This is a genomic window from Shinella sp. WSC3-e (assembly GCF_945994535.1).
GTDB lineage: Bacteria > Pseudomonadota > Alphaproteobacteria > Rhizobiales > Rhizobiaceae > Shinella > Shinella yambaruensis.
Genome location: NZ_OZ000530.1, coordinates 1,206,152 through 1,231,907, shown reverse-complemented (window position 1 = coordinate 1,231,907; position 25,756 = coordinate 1,206,152). Strand labels below are relative to the sequence as shown.

The 25,756-nt window shown below is 62.5% G+C and carries 22 protein-coding genes; 14 read left to right on the top strand and 8 right to left on the bottom strand.

Going from position 1 to position 25,756, the window contains the following annotated elements; all coding sequences use genetic code 11:
* Positions 1 to 96: 96 nt before the first annotated feature.
* From AABF56_RS06235 to AABF56_RS06225, 3 genes are read left to right on the top strand one after another with little or no spacing between them, the layout of a single operon-like run.
* Positions 97 to 1,860, top strand: coding sequence for a relaxase/mobilization nuclease domain-containing protein (locus tag AABF56_RS06235; RefSeq protein ID WP_272805293.1), 1,764 nt, complete (start codon positions 97 to 99; stop codon positions 1,858 to 1,860).
* Positions 1,861 to 1,891: 31 nt separating this feature from the next.
* Positions 1,892 to 3,883 (top strand): conjugal transfer protein TraG, encoded by a 1,992-nt coding sequence (locus AABF56_RS06230; RefSeq protein WP_272807450.1) that lies wholly within the window; start codon positions 1,892 to 1,894, stop codon positions 3,881 to 3,883.
* 3 nt (positions 3,884 to 3,886) lie between these two features.
* A complete protein-coding gene (locus tag AABF56_RS06225; protein WP_272805292.1) occupies positions 3,887 to 4,336 on the top strand; it encodes a CopG family transcriptional regulator in 450 nt (149 codons plus the stop codon).
* 144 nt (positions 4,337 to 4,480) lie between these two features.
* On the opposite strand, the gene nhaA is transcribed toward AABF56_RS06225, so the two are convergent.
* A complete protein-coding gene (gene nhaA, locus AABF56_RS06220) occupies positions 4,481 to 5,695 on the bottom strand; it encodes a Na+/H+ antiporter NhaA (protein WP_272805291.1) in 1,215 nt (404 codons plus the stop codon).
* Positions 5,696 to 6,024: 329 nt separating this feature from the next.
* Between nhaA and trbB the strand changes: the two genes are divergently transcribed.
* The 11 genes from trbB to AABF56_RS06165 all read left to right on the top strand — a co-directional run bounded on the left by trbB (position 6,025) and on the right by AABF56_RS06165 (position 15,610).
* Positions 6,025 to 7,014, top strand: coding sequence for a P-type conjugative transfer ATPase TrbB (gene trbB, locus AABF56_RS06215; protein ID WP_272805290.1), 990 nt, complete (start codon positions 6,025 to 6,027; stop codon positions 7,012 to 7,014).
* Complete coding sequence (locus AABF56_RS06210) at positions 7,011 to 7,343, top strand: TrbC/VirB2 family protein (protein WP_272805289.1); 333 nt, start codon at positions 7,011 to 7,013, stop codon at positions 7,341 to 7,343. Before trbB ends, AABF56_RS06210 begins: the two co-directional genes overlap by 4 nt.
* Entirely contained in the window at positions 7,343 to 7,624 is a 282-nt protein-coding gene (locus AABF56_RS06205; protein ID WP_272805288.1) for a VirB3 family type IV secretion system protein, read from the top strand. Before AABF56_RS06210 ends, AABF56_RS06205 begins: the two co-directional genes overlap by 1 nt.
* 13 nt (positions 7,625 to 7,637) lie before the next feature.
* The gene (trbE, locus tag AABF56_RS06200) at positions 7,638 to 10,094 is read left to right on the top strand and encodes a conjugal transfer protein TrbE (RefSeq protein ID WP_272805287.1); all 2,457 of its coding nucleotides are present in this window, start codon (positions 7,638 to 7,640) and stop codon (positions 10,092 to 10,094) included.
* Positions 10,091 to 10,870, top strand: coding sequence for a P-type conjugative transfer protein TrbJ (trbJ, locus tag AABF56_RS06195; RefSeq protein ID WP_272805286.1), 780 nt, complete (start codon positions 10,091 to 10,093; stop codon positions 10,868 to 10,870). Before trbE ends, trbJ begins: the two co-directional genes overlap by 4 nt.
* A 10-nt stretch (positions 10,871 to 10,880) precedes the next feature.
* Positions 10,881 to 11,168 carry a putative entry exclusion protein TrbK-alt gene (trbK-alt, locus tag AABF56_RS06190; protein WP_272805285.1) on the top strand — a complete coding sequence of 96 codons (288 nt, stop codon included), beginning with the start codon at positions 10,881 to 10,883 and terminating at the stop codon, positions 11,166 to 11,168.
* A gap of 3 nt (positions 11,169 to 11,171) precedes the next feature.
* Positions 11,172 to 12,530, top strand: a complete 1,359-nt coding sequence (gene trbL / locus AABF56_RS06185) for a P-type conjugative transfer protein TrbL (RefSeq protein WP_272805284.1) — start codon at positions 11,172 to 11,174, stop codon at positions 12,528 to 12,530.
* Positions 12,527 to 13,216 carry a conjugal transfer protein TrbF gene (gene trbF / locus AABF56_RS06180; RefSeq protein WP_272805283.1) on the top strand — a complete coding sequence of 230 codons (690 nt, stop codon included), beginning with the start codon at positions 12,527 to 12,529 and terminating at the stop codon, positions 13,214 to 13,216. The genes trbL and trbF overlap by 4 nt, the downstream gene beginning before the upstream one ends.
* The gene (trbG, locus tag AABF56_RS06175) at positions 13,213 to 14,196 is read left to right on the top strand and encodes a P-type conjugative transfer protein TrbG (protein WP_272805282.1); all 984 of its coding nucleotides are present in this window, start codon (positions 13,213 to 13,215) and stop codon (positions 14,194 to 14,196) included. Before trbF ends, trbG begins: the two co-directional genes overlap by 4 nt.
* A 68-nt stretch (positions 14,197 to 14,264) precedes the next feature.
* A complete protein-coding gene (locus AABF56_RS06170; RefSeq protein WP_443021152.1) occupies positions 14,265 to 15,392 on the top strand; it encodes a TrbI/VirB10 family protein in 1,128 nt (375 codons plus the stop codon).
* Positions 15,389 to 15,610, top strand: coding sequence for a DUF2274 domain-containing protein (locus tag AABF56_RS06165; protein WP_272805280.1), 222 nt, complete (start codon positions 15,389 to 15,391; stop codon positions 15,608 to 15,610). Before AABF56_RS06170 ends, AABF56_RS06165 begins: the two co-directional genes overlap by 4 nt.
* Positions 15,611 to 15,634: 24 nt before the next feature.
* Here AABF56_RS06165 and AABF56_RS06160 read toward each other — a convergent pair whose 3' ends face one another.
* The 7 genes from AABF56_RS06160 to kdpA form a co-directional block, all read right to left on the bottom strand.
* Entirely contained in the window at positions 15,635 to 16,612 is a 978-nt protein-coding gene (locus AABF56_RS06160; RefSeq protein ID WP_272805279.1) for a LysR family transcriptional regulator, read from the bottom strand.
* Positions 16,613 to 16,776: 164 nt separating this feature from the next.
* On the bottom strand, positions 16,777 to 17,229 hold the full coding sequence (locus AABF56_RS06155) for a PTS sugar transporter subunit IIA (protein ID WP_272805278.1): 453 nt from the start codon (positions 17,227 to 17,229) through the stop codon (positions 16,777 to 16,779).
* A gap of 46 nt (positions 17,230 to 17,275) precedes the next feature.
* A complete protein-coding gene (locus AABF56_RS06150; protein WP_272805277.1) occupies positions 17,276 to 17,971 on the bottom strand; it encodes a response regulator transcription factor in 696 nt (231 codons plus the stop codon).
* The gene (locus AABF56_RS06145; protein WP_272805276.1) at positions 17,968 to 20,673 is read right to left on the bottom strand and encodes a sensor histidine kinase; all 2,706 of its coding nucleotides are present in this window, start codon (positions 20,671 to 20,673) and stop codon (positions 17,968 to 17,970) included. Before AABF56_RS06145 ends, AABF56_RS06150 begins: the two co-directional genes overlap by 4 nt.
* A gap of 57 nt (positions 20,674 to 20,730) precedes the next feature.
* On the bottom strand, positions 20,731 to 21,303 hold the full coding sequence (gene kdpC / locus AABF56_RS06140; protein WP_272805275.1) for a potassium-transporting ATPase subunit KdpC: 573 nt from the start codon (positions 21,301 to 21,303) through the stop codon (positions 20,731 to 20,733).
* Between the two features lie 72 nt (positions 21,304 to 21,375).
* A complete protein-coding gene (kdpB, locus tag AABF56_RS06135; protein ID WP_272805274.1) occupies positions 21,376 to 23,445 on the bottom strand; it encodes a potassium-transporting ATPase subunit KdpB in 2,070 nt (689 codons plus the stop codon).
* Between the two features lie 226 nt (positions 23,446 to 23,671).
* On the bottom strand, positions 23,672 to 25,375 hold the full coding sequence (gene kdpA / locus AABF56_RS06130) for a potassium-transporting ATPase subunit KdpA (RefSeq protein ID WP_272805273.1): 1,704 nt from the start codon (positions 25,373 to 25,375) through the stop codon (positions 23,672 to 23,674).
* Positions 25,376 to 25,756: the final 381 nt, after the last annotated feature.

Here is a 25,756-nt window from a genome sequence, read left to right as displayed (position 1 = left end):
TCGGTCGGGTCGCGTGCCGCGATTACTGATTTGCTCAGCGATTTCAATGCTGTTTCCGGCACTATGCCGGAATCCCCTCTCTGAAGGGGCGTTCTCATGAGCGAGGGAGACAGCGACTTCCGCATCCGCCCTGGGCGCATCAGATCCACCCGCGCGGGCAAGCCCAAGAGCTTCATCAACCAGGTGCTGAGGGCCTCAAAGAAAGCGGGGCACAGTTCAGGCGAAGTGCGAACAGCCAAGCGTGGGGCAAGTCGCGGTCACTCGACCTTCGGCCGTGGCCGGACCAGCTTCAGCCGCTCGCGTATCTTCAGCGCCTCGCGCCGTGTTGTCGTCAAGGCACGCGTCGTGCGCCACCAGGGCAAGTCGTTTCGTTCGGCGCCGCTGTCGGCGCATCTTTCCTATCTCAAACGCGAAGGCGTCAGCCGCGACGGGGAGAACGGCGTCATGTTCGACGCGACGAACGAGCGCGCCGACGATCTCGCCTTCTCCGATCGCTGTAAGGACGACCGGCACCACTTCCGCTTCATCGTCTCGCCCGAAGACGCCGGCGAGATGACAGACCTGCGTGAGTTCAGCCGCGATCTCGTCAGCCAGATGGAATCCGATCTCGGCACGAAGCTTGACTGGGTCGCGGTAGATCACTGGAACACAGACAATCCTCACGTTCATCTGTTGGTGCGCGGCGTCGACCAGAGCGGCGCCGATCTGGTGATCTCGCGCGACTATATCAGCCGCGGCCTGCGCTCGCGCGCCGAGGATCTTGTCTCGCTTGAACTCGGCCCCCAGCCCGAACACGAAATCCGCAACGCGCTGGAGAAGGAGGTCACCGCTGAGCGCTGGACGCGCCTCGATGTCGAGATCCGCATCGCCGCCGACGAGACCGGCTTCATCGACCTGCGGCCCGAGGCCAATGGCAAATCCGATCCTTTACTCCGCCGCCTGATTGTTGGCCGGCTCCAGCATCTCGAAAAGATGGGGCTGGCGGAACAAGGCTCTCCTGGCGAGTGGACCGTCGGGCTTCAGGCCGAACGTACGCTGCGCGATCTCGGCATGCGCGGCGATATCATCAAGACCATGCACCGCGCCTTCACCGAGCGCGGCCAGGACCGCGGCTTCAGCGACTATGTGATCGACGGGGGCGGTGCCGGCTCTCCCATCATCGGCCGCCTGGTCGACCGCGGTCTGCATGACGAGCTGACCGGCGAAGCCTATGCCGTGATCGACGGCACAGACGGCCGCGCCCATCATGTCCGCTTCCGGGGGATCGAAGCCTTCGAGCATTCCCCGCCCATCGGCGGCGTCGTCGAGGTGCGCCGCTTCGGCGGAGAGGACGATCGGCGACCAACGCTGGTACTCGCCAACCGGTCCGACTTCGATCTCAATCGGCAGATCACGGCGCCGGGGGCAACCTGGCTCGATCATCGCCTTGTGGAACGCGAGGCCATGCCGATGTCGACGGGTGGTTTCGGCGCCGAGGTCCGCGACGCCATGAAGGCCCGCGCCGAACATCTGGCCAAGGAGGGTCTGGCGCGGCGCCAGGGCCAGCGCATCATCCTGCAGCGCGATCTCCTCAACACGCTTCGTCAGCGCGAGCTCGATGCCGTGGCTACGAGACTCCAGGCGGAGACCGGACTGCCGTTCCAGAAGGCGCAGGCCGGTGAGCATGTTGCTGGGGTCTATCGTCAACGTCTGGCGCTTACTTCCGGCCGCTTCGCCGTCATCGACAACGGGCTCGGCTTTCAGCTCGTGCCATGGACCCCGCCGCTCGAAAAGAAACTCGGCCAGCACATTGCCGGCGTCGCCAAGGGCAACGGCGGCATCGAGTGGAGCCTCGGCCGGCAACGAGGGCTTGGCCTGTGACCTCCGCAAACAACAAGAAAGGACCCAAGTAATGTCCGCGACCAAAATCCTCTGGGGCCAGATACTCGTTGTCTTCCTCATCGTGCTGTTCACGACATGGGGCGCGACCCAGTACGTGGCGTGGCAACTCGGCTATCAGGCGCAACTCGGAACGCCCTGGTTCGTGCTCGGCGGCGTGCCCATCTACTATCCGCCTGCCATCTTCTGGTGGTGGTATTTCTTCGATGCCTACGCTCCAGATGTCTTTGCCAGGGGCGGGATCATCGCAGCGTCCGGTGGCTTCATCGCCATCGCGGTCGCCATCGGCATGTCGGTGTGGCGCGCGCGCGAGCAGAAGAACATCGAGACCTACGGTTCGGCCCGCTGGGCGAAGCCGCAGGAGGTCAAGGCCGCAGGCCTGCTCAATCCCGATGGCGTGGTGCTCGGCAAGCTCGATCGCAACTATCTCCGCCATGATGGCCCCGAGCACGTTTTGTGTTTCGCCCCGACCAGGAGCGGCAAAGGCGTCGGACTGGTGGTGCCCACCCTGCTGACCTGGCCGGGCTCTGTCGTGGTCCACGACATCAAGGGCGAGAATTGGCAACTCACCGCCGGGTTCCGCTCGAAGCACGGCCGCGTACTGCTCTTCGACCCGACCAACATCAAATCCGCCGCCTACAATCCTCTGCTCGAAGTGCGCCGCGGCGAATGGGAGGTGCGCGACGTCCAGAATGTCGCCGACGTGCTGGTCGATCCGGAGGGTTCTCTGGAGAAGCGTAACCATTGGGAGAAAACCAGTCACTCCCTGTTGGTCGGCGCGATCCTCCATGTTCTCTATGCCGAGCAGGACAAGACCCTGGCCGGCGTCGCCGGGTTCCTGTCCGATCCGAAGCGCCCGATCGAGACGACGCTGGCGGCGATGATGACTACGCCGCATCTGGGCGAAGCGGGCCCGCACCCGGTTATCGCTTCGACGGCCCGCGAACTCCTTAACAAGTCCGACAACGAACGCTCCGGCGTCTTGTCGACTGCCATGTCCTTCCTCGGTCTCTATCGCGATCCCGTCGTGGCCGAGGTGACGCGGCGCTGCGATTGGCGCATCGCCGATCTGATCGAAGACGAGCGTCCGGCGACCCTCTATCTCGTGGTGCCGCCCTCTGACATCTCCCGCACCAAGCCGCTGATCCGGCTCGTACTCAACCAGATCGGCCGCCGTCTCACAGAGGATCTGCACACCAAGAGCCGCCGCCATCGCGTACTGATGATGCTCGACGAGTTTCCGGCACTCGGCCGGCTCGACTTCTTCGAGAGCGCGCTCGCCTTCATGGCCGGCTACGGCATGAAAGCGTTCCTCATCGCCCAGTCGCTCAATCAGATCGAAAAGGCCTATGGCGCCAACAACTCGATCCTCGACAACTGCCATGTGCGCGTCAGCTTCGCCACCAACGACGAACGCACCGCCAAGCGTGTGTCGGATGCGCTTGGCACCGCCACCGAGATGAAGGCGATGAAGAACTATGCCGGTCACCGGCTATCACCCTGGCTCGGTCATCTGATGGTCTCGCGTTCGGAAACTGCACGCCCCCTCATGACGCCCGGCGAGATCATGCAGCTTCCGCCCAATGATGAGATCGTCATGCTGGCGGCAACACCGCCGATCCGGGCCAACAAGGCGCGATATTTCGAGGACAAACGCTTCACCGAGCGCGTCCTGCTGCCACCGGACCCGGCCACGACCAGCCGCACGACACGTAAGGATGCATGGACCGAGCTGAAGCTGCTGACACCGGACGCCGTCCTGCTGGCCGAGATTCAGAAGGCTGAACAGGATGCGGCGAACAGTGGCCTGCGGCGCGAGCCGGAACTTCCCGATCACGTCGCCATCGTCAAGGAAACGACCGAACCCAATCCGGCGGACGAGTTCAAGGCTCTGCTGGACGACGAGCCGGAGGATGCCGCGCGTCAACGCCAGGCGCTTCGCCGCCAGATGAGCGGCATCGCGCGTCAGGTCTCCATGGACCCCAACGACAATATGGATCTCTGAGCCATGCGCGACCGTATGAACGTGTATTTCCAACCCGACATGCTGCGCCAGATCGCCGACCTCGCCGACCGCAAGAAAATCTCGCGCTCAGCAATCGTCGAGGCCGCTGTAGCCTCCTTCCTCTCGCCGGACGGCGCCGACAAGCGCGAGGCCGCTTTAGCCCGACGGCTCGATCGGATGACACGACAGATTCAACGCATTGAACGCGACCTCGGCATCACTGCCGAGACGCTGGCGCTATTCGTACGCTTCTGGCTTTCCGTCACACCTCCGCTCCCGGGAGATGCAAACGCAGCAGCACAGGCAAAAGGCCGCGAACGCTATGAGGGCTTCATCGAAACCGTCGGACGGCGCCTGCAGCAAGGCCAAAGCTTCCTGCGCGAAATACCCGACGATGTTGATGACGGGCGATCGCCAACATCGTCAGATGAAGTTCTTCGTCCGGATCGGTGAGTGCCATGGCAGATTGCAAGCCCTAACTTTTCATAACGCTAACCGTCGCGGCGCGAAGATTAGGAACCTGCAATCGTCGAGGCGATGCTCAATCCTGATGGATCGATGATCCGTTCGAGGCGCTCCCGACAGGGAGTATATTCCCTACAAAACTATCGTCGACGCCGCCTTCCGACGGTCTGATACACGAAGAACCGCATAACCAGCCAGCCCTGCGATTAGGGATCCGGCTAAAATCCCGAACTTGACGCGATCCTGCATCGCAGGATCGTCAAACGCCAGCAGGCCAATGAACAGGCTCATTGTGAAGCCAATTCCGCACAGCAGCGCAACGCCGAGTGTCTGCCCCCAGCTCGCGGCGGCGGGAAGATCGGCAAGACCTAGCCGCACCAGAGCGGCTACGGTGCCGAACACGCCGACCAGCTTACCGACTACGAGACCAGCCGCCACACCGAGCGTCAGTGGCTCGATCAAGACAGCAGGGGTGACGCCTGTAAAGGAAACGCCAGCATTGGCAAAGCCGAAAATGGGAACAATCAGAAAGGCGACAGGCTTTTGCAGGGCATGTTCGAGCTGATGCAACGGCGAAACCGAGGGCGATGCTTCCGGCGTCCCGGGCGTGAGGCGAATAGGAATGGTCAACGCCAGTATGACGCCGGCCAGTGTGGCATGAACGCCGGAGCGCAACACCAGCACCCAAAGCACAGCTCCGAGAACCAGATAGAGCCAAAGGCGCATGACACCCAACCTGTTCAGGAGGATCAGAGCGCTGATAACCAGAGCCGCGCCACCGAGAGCAACGAAGTTCAAATCGGTCGTATAGAATAGTGCGATCACGATGACCGCACCGAGATCATCAATGATCGCCAGTGCTGCGAGGAAGATTTTCAACGACGCCGGCACTTTTGGCCCGAGCAAAGACAGGACACCGAGCGCAAAGGCGATGTCGGTCGCAGACGGGATTGCCCATCCACGCAAGGCGGCAGGATCGCCGAGATTAAATGCAATGTAGATCAATGCCGGAAAGGCCATCCCGCCAGCAGCGGCGGCCCCCGGTAGCAACCGACGACTCCAGCTCGACAATTGCCCGTCCAACATCTCGCGCTTGATCTCAAGCCCGACCAACAGAAAGAACAAGGCCATTAGCGCGTCATTTATCCAGTGCTGGACGCTCAACGGGCCGATATAGGCATGCAGCGCCGAGAAGTAGCTCCCGGCGACAGGCGAATTTGCGGTGAGGATGGCGAGCACTGCAACGGCCATGAGAAGGATGCCGCCAGAGGCTTCATTGTCGAGGAATTGCCGGAGCGTGGAATTGATACGGCCCCGATTAGGGCTGACAGGCTGAGTTGAGGCCATAAGGCTGCATCCTCTGGGAAAGAGTTGTTCTTTTTCTCCGTATTAGGGTGAGACCCTGGCGCACGCAGCACACGCCATGATTCGCTTAGCATACTCAGGCCGCTCGGCATGGCGAGCAAAACCGGAGCAATTATCCGGTTCTTTGAGATTTTTCCTTCGACCACCGGCCATCAGATTGTGGTGATGACCAGGCTCCGCCGCCGTTTTCCTGTATTTGCACGCCACAGCCCTACTACGACAAAGACTTGTTGAATCAGCCCAACTTCAGGCTCTTTTAATCGTCCCCGATCCAGGGCCAGCCGAACGGTCCCTGAACGCAAGGGGACGACATGGCGGCATCTCACCAGAAATCGGAGGCGATCACGCGCGGCGCGCGCATGCTGCGCACAGCCCTTGGACCGGCCATCGCACGGTTTCTGGAAGACCCATCGATCGTCGAGGTGATGCTCAATCCCGACGGCCGGCTCTGGATCGACCGCCTCTCCGAAGGTCTCTCCGACACGGGTGAACGACTGGCGCCCGCCGATGGCGAACGAATCGTCCGTTTGGTCGCCCACCATGTCGGCGCCGAAGTCCACCCCGGCAGCCCACGCGTCTCAGCCGAACTGCCCGAGACGGGGGAACGGTTCGAGGGACTGCTGCCGCCTGTTGTCGCTGCGCCTGCCTTCGCCATCCGCAAACCTGCTGTGGCGGTGTTCACGCTCGACGATTATGTCGCTGCCGGCATTATGTCAGCGAACCAAGCCGAGGCCCTACGAGCAGCGGTGTCCTCGCGCGCCAACATTCTCGTTGCCGGCGGCACCTCGACCGGCAAGACCACACTAACAAATGCGCTTCTCGCCGAGGTCTCGAAGACCACGGATCGCGTCGTCATCATCGAGGACACGCGCGAACTGCAATGCACGGCGCCCAACCTCGTCGCCATGCGGACGAAGGACGGCGTCGCCACGCTCTCCGATCTGGTCCGCTCTTCGCTGCGCCTGCGCCCCGACCGCATTCCGATCGGCGAAGTGCGTGGGGCCGAGGCCCTTGATCTCCTCAAGGCATGGGGCACCGGTCACCCTGGCGGCATCGGAACGATTCACGCGGGCACCGGCATCGGCGCGCTGCGCCGCCTCGAACAGCTCATCCAGGAAGCCGTCGTCACCGTCCCGCGCGCGCTTATCGCCGAGACCATCAATCTCGTCGCCGTGCTCGCCGGGCGCGGATCGCAGCGCCGGCTGGTGGAGCTTGCCCGCGTCGAGGGTCTCGGCCCCGACGGCGATTACCGCATCACCCCCGCAACCCAAGCCCCCAGCCCAACAGGAGAGCCCTCATGATCCGCCGCGCTCGGCGCATTCGCCGTCACGTCGCGACGGCCGTCGCCGTCACCTATACCAGCCTCATCCTCGCGCCCGCCGCCCATGCATCCGGCTCGTCCATGCCGTGGGAAGCACCGCTTCAATCGATCCTGCAATCGATCGAAGGACCGGTCGCCAAAATCATCGCCGTCATCATCATTATCGTCACCGGCCTGACGCTGGCCTTCGGCGACTCGTCCGGCGGCTTCCGCCGGCTCATCCAGATCGTCTTCGGCCTGTCGATCGCCTTCGCGGCGTCGAGCTTCTTTCTGTCCTTCTTCTCGTTTGGCGGCGGGGCGCTCGTCTGATGGCGACCGGCTTCGAACAACTCGACGAGGTTCCGGGCTTCACCGTGCCAGTCCACCGGGCGCTGACCGAGCATATCCTGCTCGGCGGCGCCCCACGCTCGATCGCCATCATGAACGGCACGCTGGCAGGCGCCGTCGGTCTCGGCCTGCGTCTCTGGCTGGTGGGCCTCGCCATCTGGGTCATCGGCCACTTCGCCGCCGTCTGGGCTGCCAAGCGCGATCCGCTGTTCGTCGAGGTTGGCCGGAGGCATCTGCGCATTCCCGGTCACCTTTCGGTCTGAGGGAGCTGCGACCATGATGAACCTTGCCGAATATCGCCGTACCGCCGCCCGTCTCGCCGACTACCTGCCCTGGGTCGCCCTCGTCGGTGAGGGTGCTATCCTCAACAAGGACGGTTCATTCCAGCGCACGGCGCGCTTTCGTGGCCCGGACCTCGACAGCGCCGTCGCGGCCGAGCTCGTTGCCATCGCTGGACGCCTCAACAACGCCTTCCGCCGTCTCGGTTCCGGCTGGGCGATCTTCGTCGAGGCGCAGCGCCATGAGGCCTCGACCTATCCCGAAAGCCGCTTTCCCGATCCCGCCTCGGCGCTGATCGACGCCGAGCGCAAGGCTGATTTCGAGGAAGCCGGCACGCATTTCATCTCCAGCTACTTCTTGACCTTCACCTATCTGCCGCCGGCCGAGGACGCAGCGCGCACGGAATCCTGGCTCTACGAAGGGCGAGATCGGACCGGCGTCGATCCTCACGAAATCCTCCGGGGCTTCATTGACCGCACCGACAGGGTGCTCGCTCTACTCGACGGCTTCATGCCCGAGTGCGGCTGGCTCGATGACGCCGAGACGCTGACCTATCTGCATTCCTGCGTTTCGACCAATCGGCATCGTGTGCGGGTTCCAGAGACGCCGATGTATCTGGACGCGCTGCTCGCCGATCAACCGCTTACCGGCGGTCTGGAGCCACGTCTCGGCAACTCGCATCTTCGCATCCTCACCATCGTCGGCTTTCCGACCGCGACCACGCCCGGCATCCTCGACGAGCTCAACCGTCTCGCATTCCCCTATCGCTGGTCGACGCGGGCAGTCCTGCTCGACAAGACCGATGCGACCAAGCTGCTGACGAAGATCAGGCGGCAATGGTTCGCCAAGCGCAAGTCGATCGGCGCCATCCTGAAAGAGGTGATGACCAACGAGGCGTCCGCGCTCGTCGACACCGACGCCGCCAACAAGGCGGCGGATGCCGATCTCGCGCTTCAGGAGCTCGGCGCCGACTATGCCGGCCAGGCCTATGTGACGGCGACCATCACCGTCTGGGATAGCGATCCGAACATCGCCGACGAGAAGCTGCGGCTGGTCGAGAAGGTGATCCAAGGCCGCGACTTCACCGCCATGGCCGAAACCATCAATGCCGTCGATGCCTGGCTCGGCTCGCTGCCAGGGCATGTCTACGCCAATGTCCGGCAGCCGCCGATCTCGACGCTCAATCTCGCCCACATGATCCCCCTAAGCGCAGTGTGGGCGGGGCCGGAACGGGATGAACACTTCGGGTCGCCCCCCTTGCTGTTCGGCAAGACCGAGGGAAGCACCCCGTTCCGGTTTTCCCTTCATGTCGGCGATGTCGGCCATACGCTGGTCGTCGGCCCGACCGGCGCGGGCAAATCTGTTCTGCTCGCCCTCATGGCCTTGCAGTTCCGCCGCTATGCAAACTCCCAGGTCTTCGCCTTCGACTTCGGCGGCTCGATCCGGGCGGCCGCTCTGGCCATGGGCGGCGACTGGCACGATCTCGGCGGCGACCTGACAGAAGGCTCCGAGTTCTCCGTCTCGCTCCAGCCGCTCGCCCGCATCCATGAGGTGCCCGAACGCGCCTGGGCCGCCGACTGGCTCGTCGCCATTCTGATGCGCGAGGGCATCCAGATCACGCCAGAGGTGAAGGAGCATCTGTGGTCGGCGCTGACCTCGCTCGCCTCCGCACCGGTCGGGGAAAGGACCATCACTGGTCTTTGCGTTCTCCTGCAATCGAACGATCTGAAGCAGGCGCTGCGGTCCTATTGCGTCGGCGGTCCCTATGGCCGGCTGCTCGACGCCGAACAGGAGCATCTCGGTCACGGCTCGGTGCAGGCGTTCGAGATCGAGGGCCTCGTCGGCACCGGCTCCGCGCCAGCGGTGCTCGCTTATCTCTTCCATCGCATCGGCGACCGGCTCGACGGCTCGCCAACCTTGCTCATCATCGACGAGGGCTGGCTGGCGCTCGACGACGAGGGCTTCGCCGGACAGCTACGCGAATGGCTGAAGACGCTGCGCAAGAAGAACGCCAGCGTCATCTTCGCCACCCAGTCGCTCAGCGACATTGATGGCTCGGCGATCGCGCCAGCGATCATCGAGAGCTGCCCGACGCGGCTGTTGTTGCCGAACGAACGCGCGATCGAGCCGCAGATCACGGCGATCTATCGCCGCTTCGGCCTTAACGACCGCCAGATCGAGATCCTCGCCCGTGCCACGCCCAAGCGTGACTATTACTGCCAGTCGCGGCGCGGCAATCGCCTGTTCGATCTGGGCCTGTCCGAAGTGGGACTCGCCCTCACGGCCGCGTCCTCGAAAACCGATCAGGCGGCCATCGCCCGCATCTTCGCGGAACATGGCCCGGACGGCTTTCTCGACGCCTGGCTGCGCCTGCGCGGCGTCGATTGGGCCGCCGATCTCATCCCCGATCTCTCCAATCTCATTCCCCAAGCCACCAAGGAGGCTAAGTCATGACTATCCATCGTTCCCCTTCGCGCACCACGTTGTTGGCGGCAACCATGCTGGCGGTCCCGCTGGCGCTTGCTCCTGTGTTCATCGCGCCGGCGCATGCTCAGTTCGGCTTTGGCAGGATCGTTTTCGACCCCTCCAACTATGCGGAAAACGTGCTCACCGCCGCGCGCACGCTTGAGCAGATCAACAACCAGATCACCCAGCTCCAGAACGAAGCGCAGATGCTCATCAACCAGGCCCGCAATCTCGCGAGCCTGCCACATTCCTCGCTCCAGCAGCTTCAACAGAGTGTTCAGCGCACGCAGCAGCTTCTCGCCCAAGCGCAGAACATCGCCTTCGACGTCCAGAACATCGATCAAATGTTTCAGCAGCAATACGGCAATGTCTCGCTGTCCACGACGGACCAGCAACTCGTCACTGATGCCCGATCGCGCTGGCAGAACACGGTCGGCGGATTGCAGGACGCGATGCGCGTGCAAGCCGGCGTGGTCGGCAACATCGACACAAACCGCACGGAAATGTCGACGCTAGTCGGCCAGAGTCAGGGCGCCACGGGCGCACTCCAGGCGACGCAAGCCGGTAACCAGCTTCTCGCGCTCCAGTCGCAACAGCTCTCCGACCTTGTCGCACTGCTCGCGGCCAACGGTCGCGCGGGCGCACTGACTGAGGCCGAGAGGGCTGCGGCGGCCGAACAGGGGCGGGAGCAACGCCGCCGATTCTTGACACCCGGTTCTGGTTATCAGCCGGGCAACGCGCAGATGTTCAACAACGGCAACTGAGGGCGAGAGCATGGACGGCAAGATGCTGGCCCGGCTGGGCGCCGTCGTCTTCGTCGCCGTCGCGATCACCGCGACGGCGATCGAGATGACCCGGAAAGAGGAGGCTCCCTCAACAGAGCCCGTGCGCCTCATCGAGCCTTCGCGCGATCCGCTGCGCGAGGGTCAACGCCGGTGCCAGCAGCTTGGACAGAGGGCAATCGACGATACCGAATGCCTTCGCGTCTGGGCAGAGACCCGCGATCGCTTCCTCGGCCGCTCACAGCAGCCGGCCCCTCCCACTGCGAGCGAAGGGAGATAGATCATGGGCGGCACAGGCGTCATCGATACCTTCCTCGGGACTTTCACCCGCTACATCGACTCAGGCTTCGGTCTGCTCGGCGGCGAAGTCGCCTTCATCGCGACCACCCTGATCGTCATCGATGTGACGCTCGCTGCCCTGTTCTGGTCCTGGGGCGCCGACGACGACATCATCGCGCGCCTCGTGAAGAAGACGCTGTTCGTCGGCGTCTTCGCCTACATCATCGGCAACTGGAACAATCTGGCGAATATCATCTTCGACAGCTTCGCCGGCCTCGGTCTTAAAGGCTCTGGCACGAGCTTCACCGCGCAAGACCTGATGCGCCCCGGCAAGGTGGCGCAGACCGGCCTCGACGCGGCGCGACCGCTGCTCGATTCCATCTCCGACCTGATGGGCTGGATCGCCTTCTTCGAGAATTTCATCCAGATCGCCTGCCTGCTCTTTGCCTGGGCGCTGGTGCTGCTCGCTTTCTTCATTCTGGCTGTCCAGCTCTTCGTGACGCTCATCGAATTCAAGCTGACCACGCTCGCCGGCTTCGTGCTCATCCCGTTCGGCCTGTTCGGCAAGACCGCCTTCATGGCAGAGCGCGTCCTGGGCAACGTCGTCTCGTCCGGGATCAAGGTGCTGGTGCTCGCGGTCGTCATCGGCATCGGCTCGACCTTGTTCTCGCAATTCACCGCAGGATTCGGCGGCCAGACGCCATCGATCGACGACGCCATGGCCGTCGTGCTCGCAGCACTTTCCCTTCTTGGCCTCGGCATCTTCGGCCCCGGAATTGCCAACGGGCTCGTGTCGGGTGGTCCGCAGCTTGGCGCCGGTGCTGCTGTCGGCACGGGCCTCGCCGTAGGCGGAGCGGCCCTCGCCGCAGGCGGGGCAGCCGGCCTTGCCGTGAAGGGAGGAGGAGCGGCTCTTTCCGGTGGAGCAGCCGCTGTTCGTGGCGGTGCAGTCGCAGCAGGCGCCGCTTCGTCGGCCTACAGCCTTGGCTCGCTCGGACAGTCCGGGGCGTCCGGCATGGCATCCGGTCTCGGGGGCGTCGCCCGCGCCGCAGGCTCAGCCGCCGTCTCGCCGCTCAAGCGTGCCGCATCGAAAGCCACCGAAAGCGTCAAATCCAGCTTCTCCGATGGTGCGAAGGCCGGCTTCGGCGTGACCGGCGGCTCTTCGACCATGGGAACCATCGGCGGCGGTGATGCCGCTGCGGCGTCTGCCAGTTCGCCGCGCGACGGTGCGCCTGACTGGGCAAAGCGCATGAAACGCAGCCAGGCCCTCAGCCATGGCGTCTCGGCCGCCGCACACGCCGTCCGGTCTGGCGACAGCCACGGCGGCGGCTCTTCCGTCAATCTTTCCGAAAGTGACCGCTCATGAGCCTCTTCAAACGTCCCGCTACCCATTACGGCAAGACGCCGGAACCCGAAACGCCCTATCAAAAGGCCGCACAGGTCTGGGACGAGCGTATCGGCTCCGCCCGCGTCCAGGCAAAGAACTGGCGCTTTATGGCCTTCGGCAGCCTGGTCCTTTCGGCCGGCTTCGCCGCAGCTCTGGTCTGGCAGTCGGCGCGCGGAACCGTCGTGCCCTGGGTGGTACAGGTCGACAATCTCGGCCAGGCGCAGACCGTAGCGCCGGCTTCGGCGGACTATCGTCCCAACGATCCGCAGATCGCCTTCCATCTGGCTCGCTTCATCGAACAGACCCGCGCCATCCCGGCCGATCCGATCATCGTGCGGCAAAACTGGCTACGGGCCTATGAATGGACCACGGATCGCGGTGCGGCGGCGCTCAACGACTATGCCCGCGCCAACGATCCCTTTACCCGCGTCGGCCGCCAGCAGATCGCCGTCGAAGTGTCGAGCGTCATCCGCGCATCGCCGGACTCGTTCCGCGTCGCCTGGACCGAACGCCACTACGAAAATGGCCAGCTCTCCAAGACAGAGCGCTGGACCGCGATCCTGACCATCGTGATCCAGACGCCGCGCGACGCCGAGAGGCTGCGCGCCAATCCGCTCGGGATCTATGTCAACGCCATCAACTGGTCGCGGGAGATGAGCCAATGAGCCGCCCGACGATAAGCAAACCCGCCTTTGAGGCTTTCCGTAAACCCGCTTTGGCGCTTGTCCTGCTTTCCGCGACTGCGCTGGCCGGCTGCGCGACCAATCGGCCACCCCAGATCAGCTATGATGCGGATGTGCCGCCGCTGCCGGCCGTGCCAGCGGTCGCCACCGATCAGCGCCCGAGGCCCTTGCATGTGCCCCCGGCCTGGACGCCGGCACGAGGCGGCGCCACGGCCAGCACGCCGGAAGGACGCGTCGAGAACGCCAACACCGCAGCCCGCGTGCAGCCGCGCCGCGAAGGCTATTACAATTCGATCCAGATCTATCCGTGGAGCGAAGGCGCCCTCTACCAAGTCTATGCCGCGCCCGGTCAGATCACCAATATCGCACTAGAGCCAGGCGAGAACCTCACCGGCGCCGGCCCGATCGCCGCCGGCGACACCGCCCGCTGGATCATCGGGGACACTGAAAGCGGTAGCGGCGTAAGCCGCCGCGTCCATATCCTCGTCAAGCCGTCGCGCGCCGACATCACGACGAACCTCGTCGTGACCACGGACCGCCGCGTCTACATGATCGAGCTGCGCTCGGGCGAAAAACCCTATATGCCCGCCGTGGCCTGGGCCTATCCTGCACCACCGGTAGGCCAGCGGCAGACCGTTCCGGCCACGCCGGTCATCCCGATCGCGTCCGCGCGCAACTACCGCTACGGCCTGGCCGGTGACACACCGCCCTGGCGGCCGGTCTCCATCTACGACGATGGACGCCGCGTCTATGTCGAGTTTCCGCGCGGCATCGCCCAAGGCGAGATGCCGCCGCTCTTCGTCATCGGATCGGACGGCGAGCCGCAGATCGTCAATAGCCGCATCTACCAGAACATCCTGATCGTCGATCGTCTCTTCGGCGCGGCCGAGCTGCGCCTCGGCGGCGGCGATCGCCAGCAGACCGTCAGGATTTTCCGTACTGATGGGAGACCCTCGTCATGAGCAGCCAGGAAGATAACCGAGAAGAAGACACCTCGCTCACCGGTCCCACTGTCGATTCCTCGTCCACGATGCGGCTGCGCGCCGAACCGCCGCGCGTAACGCGCTTGTCACGCAAGGTGCTGGCCAGCGTGGGCCTTATCGCAAGTATCGGGATTGGCGGCGCCCTCATCTATGCGCTCCAGACCCGGGACGGCGGGCCGGGAAACGAAGAGCTCTATTCGACGGATAACCGCGCGACCGCTGACGGTCTCGCCGGGCTCCCGCGCGATTACACCGGTCCTCTCCTGGGTCCGCCGCTGCCCGGCGATCTCGGGCGGCCGATCCTCGACGCCCAGAACCGCGGTCAACCCGTCATGCCACCGGTGATGGCCACGCCCCAGGTCGATCCCGAGGAGCAGCGCCGTCTGGCCGAGGAAGAAGCAGCACGAACGAGCCGCGTCTTCTTCCAGACCGGTCCCGGAACGGCAGCGGGTTCCACAACGCCTCCTGGCGTCGCCAGCCCAAATCTCGCTGGCCTCGGGCTGCCTGGGCAGACGGGCGCGTCGACTGCCCAGGACCGGCAGAACGCCTTTCTCAATGCCGGCGTCGATCGTCGCACCGTTGCACCGGATAGCGTCATGGCGCCAGCCTCACCCTATGTGCTTCAGGCCGGTGCAGTCATATCTGCTGCCCTCATCACCGGCATCCGCTCGGACCTGCCCGGCCAGATCACCGCTCAAGTCACCGAGCACATCTATGACAGCCCGACCGGCCACATCCTGCTGGTGCCCCAGGGCACCCGCATTATCGGCGAATACAGCAATGATGTCGGATTCGGGCAACGTCGCGTGCTGCTGGTCTGGAACCGTCTCATCATGCCCAACGGCCGGTCGATCGTACTGGAACGCCAGCCCGGCGCCGATACGCAAGGCTACGCCGGACTGGAAGATGGCGTCGACTACCACTGGTGGGATCTGGCGAAGGCTGCCGGCCTCTCGACGCTTCTGGCCGTCGGCACCGAACTCGCTGTTGATGACGAAGACCGCCTGATCCGCGCAATTCGTGATGGCGCACAGGATACGATCAACGATGCAGGTCAGCAGATCATCCGCCGTCAGTTGCAGGTCGCGCCGACGCTTACAATCCGGCCGGGGTATCCTGTCCGGGTGATCGTCACGCGCGATCTCGTCCTCGAGCCCTATGGAGAAGCGCAATGAGCAAACTGAAGCTCGGCCCAATCGCCGAGGATAAGCCGGTGAAGATAACGCTGGATCTGCCCGGCGCTCTGCACCGTGACCTCAGTGCATATGCGGAGGCGCTTGGCCGCGAATCCGGCCAGCCCGTCATCGACCCCAAAAAGCTCATCGTTCCGATGCTCGAACGGTTCATGGCAACCGACCGAGGGTTCGCCAAGGCGCGCCGAAATCGCGAATGAGCGAAATCCTGCCGTCCGGCACGATCAGATGAACCGATGCAGACGCCCTCCAGCGCCTTTGGCAGCCAGACTCGAGGCCAGCGAAAGAAAACGCCGAAGTGAGGGGTTATCCCGGTCGGGCGCCCAAACCGCGCTGAACGGTACTATGTCTTCGTCCTCGACCAGAGGTCGGAGCATGAGCCGAGGGACGGAGACAGAGCGCCAGCCGGCCGACACAACGGTTATGCCTCGGCCGATCGCCACCATGTTCATCAATGTCTCCTGGTTGCATGGCATGATCTTGATAGCGGGATACGTACTGTAATCCGCTAGACGGCGAACTATGTAATCGTGGACTTCGAGCCCAGGCGCACATTTCGTCACCAGAAATTTCTGATCACGAAGCCATGGCCATTCAATCGCTTCGCGTTCAGCCAAATGATGGTCGGCCGATAGCGCTACATGAACCCGTTCCTGCCAGAGTTCAGCCGTCTCAAAACCCGCGATCACACCATTGCCTGTGAAGAAAGCGATATCCAGTTGACGGGACCGCAGGGCGGCGATGTGCTCTATCCGTCCTCCATCCCTGATCTCTATGGCCACCTTTGGGTGTAGAAGCGCATACCTTTCGATCAGCTCTCTCAGAAACCCGCCCGCAAGCGATGTGAGAACCCCAATGCTCAAACTACCGTTTTCGCCGCGGCCGGCCGCTCCCGCAGTTCGTGTCGCCTGCATGATCAAGTCGATGGCTGGGCGGACGGTGGCGACAAATTGCTCCCCCGCATTTGTTAGGCGAATACCCGACGGACAGCGCTCGAAAAATGAAACTCCCACCACATCCTCAACGCGTTGTACGCCTCGGCTCACGGTCGCCGGATACTGACCGAGGGCATCTGCAGCACGTCGAAAACTGCGATGCTCAGCCGCGGCTACGACATACTGGAGCGAACTCAGATCAAAAGGGATCTTCGTGGGCCCAGGAGGAGGGGTTGGGTCCTCACAGTGCAAATTCTCCTCATCCATCCGCTCGCCTCAATCAATCGGCGGAGGAAGTGATAATTGCCTCAAGATCAATACATTCTGGCAACTACAGAATTGGTGTGACGCTGGAATGGTCAGCCCTGCCAATCCCACCCCAACAATGCCTCTAGCCTCCACGACTTCTGCAGCCGCTCGTACGAGGCCCGTCATCCCGGTTGCTCAACTAGAATAGAATAAGCGGCATGCTCCGACTTGGCGCCGCGCAGCATTTTCATGACTTGCTCATCGCGCATCCTACGGGCAACCGCCGCGAGAATCTTCAGATACTCGTTGCTGCCTTCGGGGGCCGACAGAAGCAGAAAAACAACATCGACCGGAAGGTCGTCCACCGCCTCGAAATCGATCGGCCTCTTCAGCACCATCAGCGCCGCAAAGGATGTCTCGAGCCCCGGGACTGGCGCATGAGGCATGGCGACGCCATGTCCGATGCCGGTCGACCCAAGCCGCTCCCGGCCAAGCAGAGCAGTGTGTATCGCTTCCTCGGTTAGCCCTGTGCGAGCGGCTGCATGGGCGGCCAGCTTCTTGATCAGGACCGCTTTCGTCGAGATGGATAGATCAAGGATCACGTCCTCTGGTGCAATGGCAGATGACAAGTTCATAGGGATACTCACGTTAAGTCGCTCGCCTGTAGACGAACGCGCGCGGTCACTGATCCGGCTCACGGAGGCGGTAACCGACACCTGTTTCAGTCAGGATATATTGCGGCTGATCGGGTGTGGCCTCGATCTTCTGCCGCAACTGGCGGACATAGACCCGCAGATATTGGACATCTGTAGCGCCGCCCCACACATGCTTCAGAATGTGCTGGTGTGTGATGACTTTGCCCGCGTGCTGCACGAGGACGCGCAGAATGTCGTATTCCTTGGGTGAGAGCTTCACCTCCTTATCTGCGACCTTGACGATCCGCTTCACCAGGTCGACCGAGAGATCGCCAACCTGGAATATCGGGCGTTCGCCCTGTTGCTGAAGCTTGTGCCTGAGCGCCACCCGAATGCGCGCAGCTAACTCGCGCATCCCGAATGGTTTGGTGAGATAATCGTCGGCGCCCAGTTCCAGCGCCTTGACGATGCCCGTTTCATCGGTCCGGCTGGAAAGGACCACAATCGGCAGCTCGATGAGCTCGGCACGCCACCTTTCGAGTAGGTCATGGCCTGAGATATCTGGCAGCCCAAGATCGAGCAAAATCAGATCGGGCTTCTCCTCGGTGAGGATCGCGACGGCTTCCTCGCCGCTTGCGGCCTCGACCATGGCGTAGCCCTCGGCCGTCAGCCCAACGCGCAGAAGTTTCCTGATCGGCGGCTCGTCATCGACGACGAGAATCTTGACTACGGACGTACTCATATCCTTCCTTCCAAAGTCGAGGGCTCCGGTCCGATCGGAAACCGCAGCGTGAAAATGGCACCGGGTCTGTCAGCCCGGTTGGTCGCTAAAATCGTTCCGCCCATCGCCTCGACAAATCCCTTGCAGATAGAGAGACCGAGCCCGGTCCCAGCCTGAACGTGGTCCTTCTTCCGGACCCGATAGAAGCTATCGAAAATTCTCGTCAGATCATCAGAGGGCATGCCGGGCCCTTCATCGACGATCTGCAAGACAACGTGGGCGTCTTCCGCCCAGGCTCTTATCGAGATCAGCGAGCCTGTTGGCGCGTATTTGCGTGCGTTGTCGAGCAGATTGAACAGCACCTGCTCGAACAGGACCGGATCGAGGCGGACCATCGGCAGATCCGGAGGTACGGCAAGGCTTAGCTTATGGAGAGCCAGTATCTTCTCGGCTCGGCGCAGGGCGCTGCCAACGCTGTCGCCGATGAACAGCGGCGTAAGCGATACCGCCGCAGCGCCGGATTCCAGCCGAGTCATGTCGAGCAGGTTCGCGATGAACCGGTTCAGCCGTTCGGCCTCTTCGACAATCGTCGTCAGCAGTTCGACCCGGCCGGAGTCCGTCAGGGATGTCGAATAGTCTCTCAGCGCTCCCGCCGACCCGAGGATCGACGCCAAAGGCGTCTTGAGGTCATGCGAGAGCGACGTCAAAAGCGCGGAGCGCAGCTTGTCCGCCTCGGCGGCCAGACGCGCATTGTCGACATCCGCGACCAGTTGGATGCGCTCGATCGCCAGAGCAGCCTGATCCGCCAGAGAGTCGAAAAGCCGCTGTTCTGCGGGCGTCAGAACCGGCCCTTGCTTGTCATTGTCCAGACCGATAACGCCGACCCGTGTCCTGCCGGTCTTCAGAGGGAGATAAAGGCGCTTCGCTCCCGGTAGCGTGTCCGCCCCACGCCCTGCAGGCTTGTCATGCTCCCAGGCCCATTGGGCCGCCGCAATGTCGGCATCGTCGAGCGTGTCATCGGGCGGGAAACCCGCCTGGACCGCGATGCGGCCATTCTCCGGCAACAGAGCAACCACCCTGACCTGAAGCATGGAAGCGATCTGATAGACCGTGGCCCAGAGAACGTCGCCCAACGTACCGGCACCGGCGAGCTTCTTGCTGAAGAGATAAAGGCCCTCGGTCGTTTTGGCTCTTTGGCGCGCCGTCACGGCTTGCCGTTGAACCCGGCCCGCCAGATTGCTGGCAATCACCGCGACGCCGAGAAAGAACGCGAAGGCGACGACGCTTTCCGGGTCGCCGATATCCAGCGTGTAGCGCGGTTCGAGGAAAAAGAAGTTAAAAACTAGCGCGCCAACCACGGAAGCGAACAAAGCCGGCCAAAGGCCCCCGCCCATCGCCGAGGCCAGCACCGCCATCAGAAAGACGAGGGCGATGTTGCGGACATCCAAAAAGCGCGACAGCGCCGTTCCGATGCCCAACGCCACGGCGACGTAAAGGGAACTCCAAAGATAGTGGCCGAAGTCGAGCCGTCGTTTCGGCCGCGCACTGAGCGTCGCTGGAGGTCGCGTTTCCTCGCCGTTGCCCGGCGAGATGACATGCACGCTCACGTCCGTCTTGGCGCGGATCAGATCATGCGAAACGGAGCCTGCGAAAATCTCCCGCCACCTGGGCGAGGTCGGCATGCCGACGATGACGTGCGTGTAGTTGTTGGTCGATGCGTAGGCCAGAATCTCTTGCGCAACGTTCTCGCCGGGCAGCGTAACCGCCTCGGCCCCGAGTTGCTCGGCAAGACGCAATGCACTGGCGATCTTGTCCTTTTGCTGCTCGGAGAGCCGGGCATCCTTGCTCGTCTCGACGTGAACAGCGGCCCACGGCGCACGAAGCCGGTCCGCCTGGCGGCGGCCATAGCGCACGAGAGCCGTCGCTCCGGGCCGTTCGTTGATGCACACCAAGACGCGCTCGCCGGCCGACCACGGCCCGGCGATCGCATGCGCCTGCATATGCGTCACCAATTGATCGTCAACGCGTTGGGCTGTCCGTCGAAGCGCAAGTTCTCGCAGCGCGGTCAGGTTGCTCGGCGAAAAGTAGTTCTGCGTCGCACGCTTGGCTGTCTTGGGTAGGTAGACCTTGCCCTCATTCAGCCGCTTGATCAGATCGCCCGGTGTGATGTCGATGATTTCGATGTCGTCGGCGCGGTCGATGATCGAATCCGGAACAGTCTCGCGCACCCGGATGCGCGTGATCTGGGCCACGACGTCGTTGAGGCTCTCGACGTGCTGGATGTTGAGCGTGCTGTAGACGTCTATGCCGTTGGCGAGCAGTTCCTCGACATCGAGATAGCGCTTGGGATGGCGACTGCCGGGCGCGTTGGTATGCGCGAGCTCATCCACCAGAACGAGCGCCGGCTTCCGCGCCAGAATCGCGTCGATGTCCATTTCATCGAGCACATGCCCTCGATAGGGCACAGTGCGGCGCGGAACGATCTCGAACCCTTCAACCAGAGCCTCGGTCTCGGCCCGCCCGTGGGTCTCGACCACCCCGATGACCACGTCGATCCCATCGGCCCGCTGAGCCCGGCCCGACATGAGCATTTCATATGTCTTGCCCACACCCGGCGCCGCCCCAAGAAAGATCTTGAGGTGGCCGCGCGTCTCCCGCTGCGCACTTTCCAGCAACGCGTCAGGCGATGGACGGCTCTGCTCTCGTATTGGGTCGTCAGACACTTAATGACTCCGGATCAACGGTCAGGACGGCTATTATAGCCGTCCTGACATCTTGATTCAGCCTCTGTTGGCGTCGTCGAGCGCCAGGTTCAGCTTGAGAACGTTGACCACGGGCTCGCCCATGAAACCGAGCATGCGCGGCTCGACGAGCTCATCGACCAATGCGCGCACGACAGCCTCATCAATGCCGCGCGCTTTGGCGACACGCCCCACCTGGAAGTAGGCGGCTTCGGGCGTGATGTGCGGATCGAGCCCGCTGCCCGAGGCCGTCACGAGGTTCATCGGGACCGCCTGGTCACCGTTCGCCGCGCGCTGAGCCTCTGTATCAGCGGCGACGCGATCGCGAAGCGCCTGGCTGGTGGGACCAAGATTGGAGCCGCTGGAGGCGCCGGCGTCATAGCCGTCCGAGCCGGCCGCCGACGCACGCGGATGGAAATAGCGCTCGCCGGTGAACCGCTGGCCGATCAGTTCGGAGCCGATGACCGTGCCTTCACGCTCGATCAAACTTCCATTGGCCTGTTGGGGGAAAATAGCTTGCGCGATACCGGTTACGCCAAGGGGGTAGATGAGACCGGTGATGACGGTTAGTGCGACAATAAAGAAAATCGCGGGTCTGATTTGCTTGAGCATCGTTTCTGTCCTGAGTGGTCCGCGGCTGATGGATATCGCTCCGCGGCTTGTGTCTGTGATGACCGCTTTCGACTAAACGAGACCAGCGGCTGTGATGGCCATATCGATGAGCTTGATGCCGGCGAAGGGCACGAGAATGCCGCCCAGCCCGTAAATCAGAAGATTCCGGGACAGCAGCGAACCCGCTCCGATGGCTCGATACTTCACGCCTTTCAGCGACAGCGGGATCAGCGCCACAATGATGAGGGCGTTGAAGATGATCGCGGACAGGATGGCGCTCTGCGGTGAAGCGAGGCCCATGATGTTGAGCGCGCCAAGCTGGGGATAGAACGCCAGGAACATCGCCGGGATGATCGCGAAATACTTCGCGATGTCGTTGGCGATCGAGAACGTCGTCAGCGCGCCGCGCGTCATCAGCAATTGCTTGCCGATTTCCACGATCTCGATCAGCTTGGTCGGATCGCTATCGAGATCCACCATGTTGCCGGCCTCGCGTGCTGCCACCGTGCCGGTGTTCATAGCGACGCCAACGTCCGCCTGGGCGAGTGCCGGGGCGTCGTTGGTGCCGTCGCCGCACATGGCGACAAGCTTGCCCTTGGCCTGTTCCTCGCGGATCAGCGCCAGCTTGTTCTCCGGCGTTGCCTGCGCCAGGAAGTCATCGACGCCGGCTTCGGCAGCGATGGCAGCCGCGGTCATCGGGTTGTCGCCGGTGATCATCACCGTGCGAATGCCCATGCGGCGCAGCTCGGCGAACCGTTCCTTGATGCCGCCCTTGACGATGTCCTTGAGGTAGATGACGCCGAGCAAGCGGCCATCCTTCACCACGGCGAGCGGCGTGCCGCCTGCCTTGGCGATCTGGTCGGCGATGCCCTGAAGCTCACGAACGCTTTCAGCGGAAGCACGCGGGCTGCCGGTTGCGACCGTAGCCAGCTCGACATGATTCAGAACCGCGTCGACCGCACCCTTGCGGATCGATGAGCCGTCCAGGTCGACGCCGCTCATGCGGGTTTGTGCCGTGAATGGGACAAAGGTCGCGTTCAGACTCGCCATGTCGCGCGCACGAATGCTGTACTTTTCCTTGGCAAGCACAACGATCGATCGGCCTTCCGGGGTTTCGTCGGCAAGCGAAGCAAGCTGCGCCGCATCGGCGAGTTCCTTTTCGGTAACGCCTCTGATGGGCCGGAACTCGCTGGCCTGACGGTTGCCGAGCGTAATCGTGCCGGTCTTGTCGAGCAGCAGCGTGTCGACGTCGCCAGCTGCCTCGACCGCGCGGCCGGACATGGCCAGAACATTGAAGCGAACCAACCGGTCCATGCCGGCGATGCCGATGGCCGATAGCAGCGCGCCAATGGTGGTCGGGATCAGCGTGACGAACAGAGCGACAAGGACGATGATGGGAACATACCCTCCCGCATAGGTCGCAAAGCTCGGGATGGTCACCACGGCCAGCACGAAGATCAACGTCATCCCTGCAAGCAGGATGTTGAGCGCGATTTCGTTCGGCGTTTTCTGGCGTTCAGCGCCTTCGACCAGAGCGATCATCTTGTCGATGAACGTCGATCCTGCCGCAGCGGTGATCCGAACCTTGATCTTGTCGGAAAGGACCTGAGTGCCGCCGGTGACAGCGGAGCGATCACCGCCAGATTCACGGATGACTGGAGCAGACTCGCCCGTAATCGCCGCTTCGTTCACCGAGGCCACCCCCTCGATGACCTCACCATCCGAGGGAATGATGTCACCCGGTTCGACCAGAACGATATCACCGACCTTGAGGCTGTTGCCTGCCACCATTTTGTAGTCGCCGTTGCCGTTCGACAGCAGCTTCGCCTGGGTCTCGGTGCGGGTACGCCGTAGCGAATCCGCCTGCGCCTTGCCGCGCCCTTCGGCCACGGCTTCTGCGAAATTGGCGAACAGCACCGTGAACCAAAGCCACAGAACGATCTGCAGGGAGAAACCGACGCTTTCGGCTCCTGTGACAATATCCTTGAGCAGGAGCACCGTCGTCAGGACTGATACGACCGCGACAACGAACATCACCGGATTTTTAGCGAGGCTCTTCGGATTCAGTTTCCGAAACGCGTCTCCTATGGCCGGAACGAGTATGCGAGCGTCGAGTATGCTCGCGGATTTGGACTGGTTCATTTGAAACTCCAGCGAGTTTGTTCTTGGGGGCGACCACCCGGTCACACCGCCGCGAGCAATTCAGTGATAAGTTTGGCGAGGAGCACCACCGCTCCTAACACCAGTGTCATGCCGAGAATGATGGTCGATGCCCTGGGCGGCCTCGCCGCTCCTCGCTCCTGAAACAAGGAGCGAGGATTCATGGCTAATCGGATCGATCTCAGCCATTTGGCCGTCATCGCTGTTCTCAGAACGTCTGGCCCGCGAGCATGGCGAAGTGCTCGACGATTGGACCCAACGCCAGTGCAGGGAAGAACGTCAGGCCGCCGACGATCAGAATCACACCCACCAGAAGACCTACAAACAGAGGCCCGGTCGTAGGCAGGGTACCGCTGGACTCGGGAACCGTTTTCTTGGCGACCAGGGAGCCAGCGATAGCCAGCGCTGGAACGATCACCATGAAGCGTCCCATCAACATCGCCAGGCCAATCGTGATGTTGTACCAAGGCGTGTTGGCCGAAAGACCTGCAAAGGCCGAACCATTGTTCGCGGTGCCTGAAGTGTAGGCGTAAAGGACCTCGGAGAAGCCGTGTGGACCCGCGTTCGCCATCGAAGCCACACCCGTGTCGAGCACTACGGCAATCGCGGTGAAGCCAAGTATCGAAAGAGGCAGACACAAGACAGCCAGCATGGCCATCTTCACTTCCTTCGCCTCAATCTTCTTGCCGAGATATTCGGGTGTACGCCCGACCATGAGCCCTGCAACGAAGATCGCGACGACGACGAACAGGATGATGCCGTAGAAGCCTGCGCCGACACCGCCAATGATGATTTCGCCGAGCATCATGTTGATGATCGGGATCATCCCGCCCAGCGGCATGAAGCTGTCGTGCATGGCTATGACCGCGCCGCACGACGCAGCGGTCGTAACGACTGCAAAGAGCGCCGACGTGACGATACCGAAACGGGTTTCCTTTCCTTCCATGTTGCCGCCCTCAAGGCCAAGCGAATGGAGAATCGGATTGCCCGCAGCCTCGGCCCAATAGGTAATTGCGACACCGGCGAGGAACAGGACGCCCATGGCGGTGAAGATAGCCCAGCCTTTTTTCTCGCTGCCGACCATGCGACCAAACACGTTGGTCAGAGCAGCGCCGATGGCGAAGATCGAGACCATGTGGATGAGGTTGGTGAAGGCATTCGGGTTTTCGAACGGGTGCGAAGCGTTGACGTTGAAGAAGCCGCCGCCGTTCGTTCCCAGATGCTTGATCATCATCTGAGATGCGACCGGCCCCTGAGCGATGGTTTGCTGCGCGCCTTCAACCGTTGTTGCGATGGTGTACGGGTTGAGGTTCTGCGGAACGCCCTGCCAGACCAGGACCAGGCTGCCGACAAAGCAGATCGGCAACAAGACGTAGAGCGTGATGCGGGTGAGATCGACCCAGAAATTGCCGACCGTTTTGCCAGATGCCCGGGAAAACCCGCGAATCAATGCCACCGCAATCGCGATGCCCGTCGCTGCCGACACGAAGTTCTGCACGGTAAGACCCGCCATCTGGGTCAAATAGCTCATGGTGGTCTCGCCGCCATAGCCCTGCCAGTTGGTATTGGTCATGAAGCTGACAGCGGTATTGAAAGCGCTGGTCGGCTCAATCGCTCCCAGTCCCTGAGGGTTGAACGGCAACCCTCCCTGGAGACGTTGAACGAGGTAGAGAACCGTGAAGCCGGCGAGGTTGAAGAGCAGCACGGCCAGCGCATAGGTCGTCCAATGCTGCTCCTCTTTCTCATTCGTTCCAGCGACACGGTACAGTCCCCGTTCGAGCGGCCCAAAAATGGCCGAAAGGATCGTACGCTCGCCGTTCAGGACGCGGGTGAGATAGCCGCCGAGCGGCTTCACCAGCGCGATGATGATCCCGGCAAAGACCAGGATCTGTATCCATCCATTTATTGTCATCGGTGGTTTCTTTCCGAGCTACTGTCTTGATCAGAACCGCTCGGGACGAGCGAGGGCATAGAGCAAATAGCCAGTCACAAAGACCGCAACGCCTGCTCCGAGGAAGTATTCCAAGATCATGATTGATTTCTCCCAGTCAGAGCTTTTCGCAAACTCTGATGTATCCAAACATCAGTGCGAAAAATCCAACACCTATTGCCAGCACAATAACGTCCATTGCTTTCGCCTCCGGCGCCGCAGTTGATACGAATGGCCAGCCAAGACGGAAAACCTAGCAAGCCACAGCCATAATTCTTCCAGCGCTCCCGTGCGTAGGCGCGGGTGCCGGAGGAGGAATTTGGCGGGAATATGGACGCGAACCGCATATAGGTTCGAGAGAGG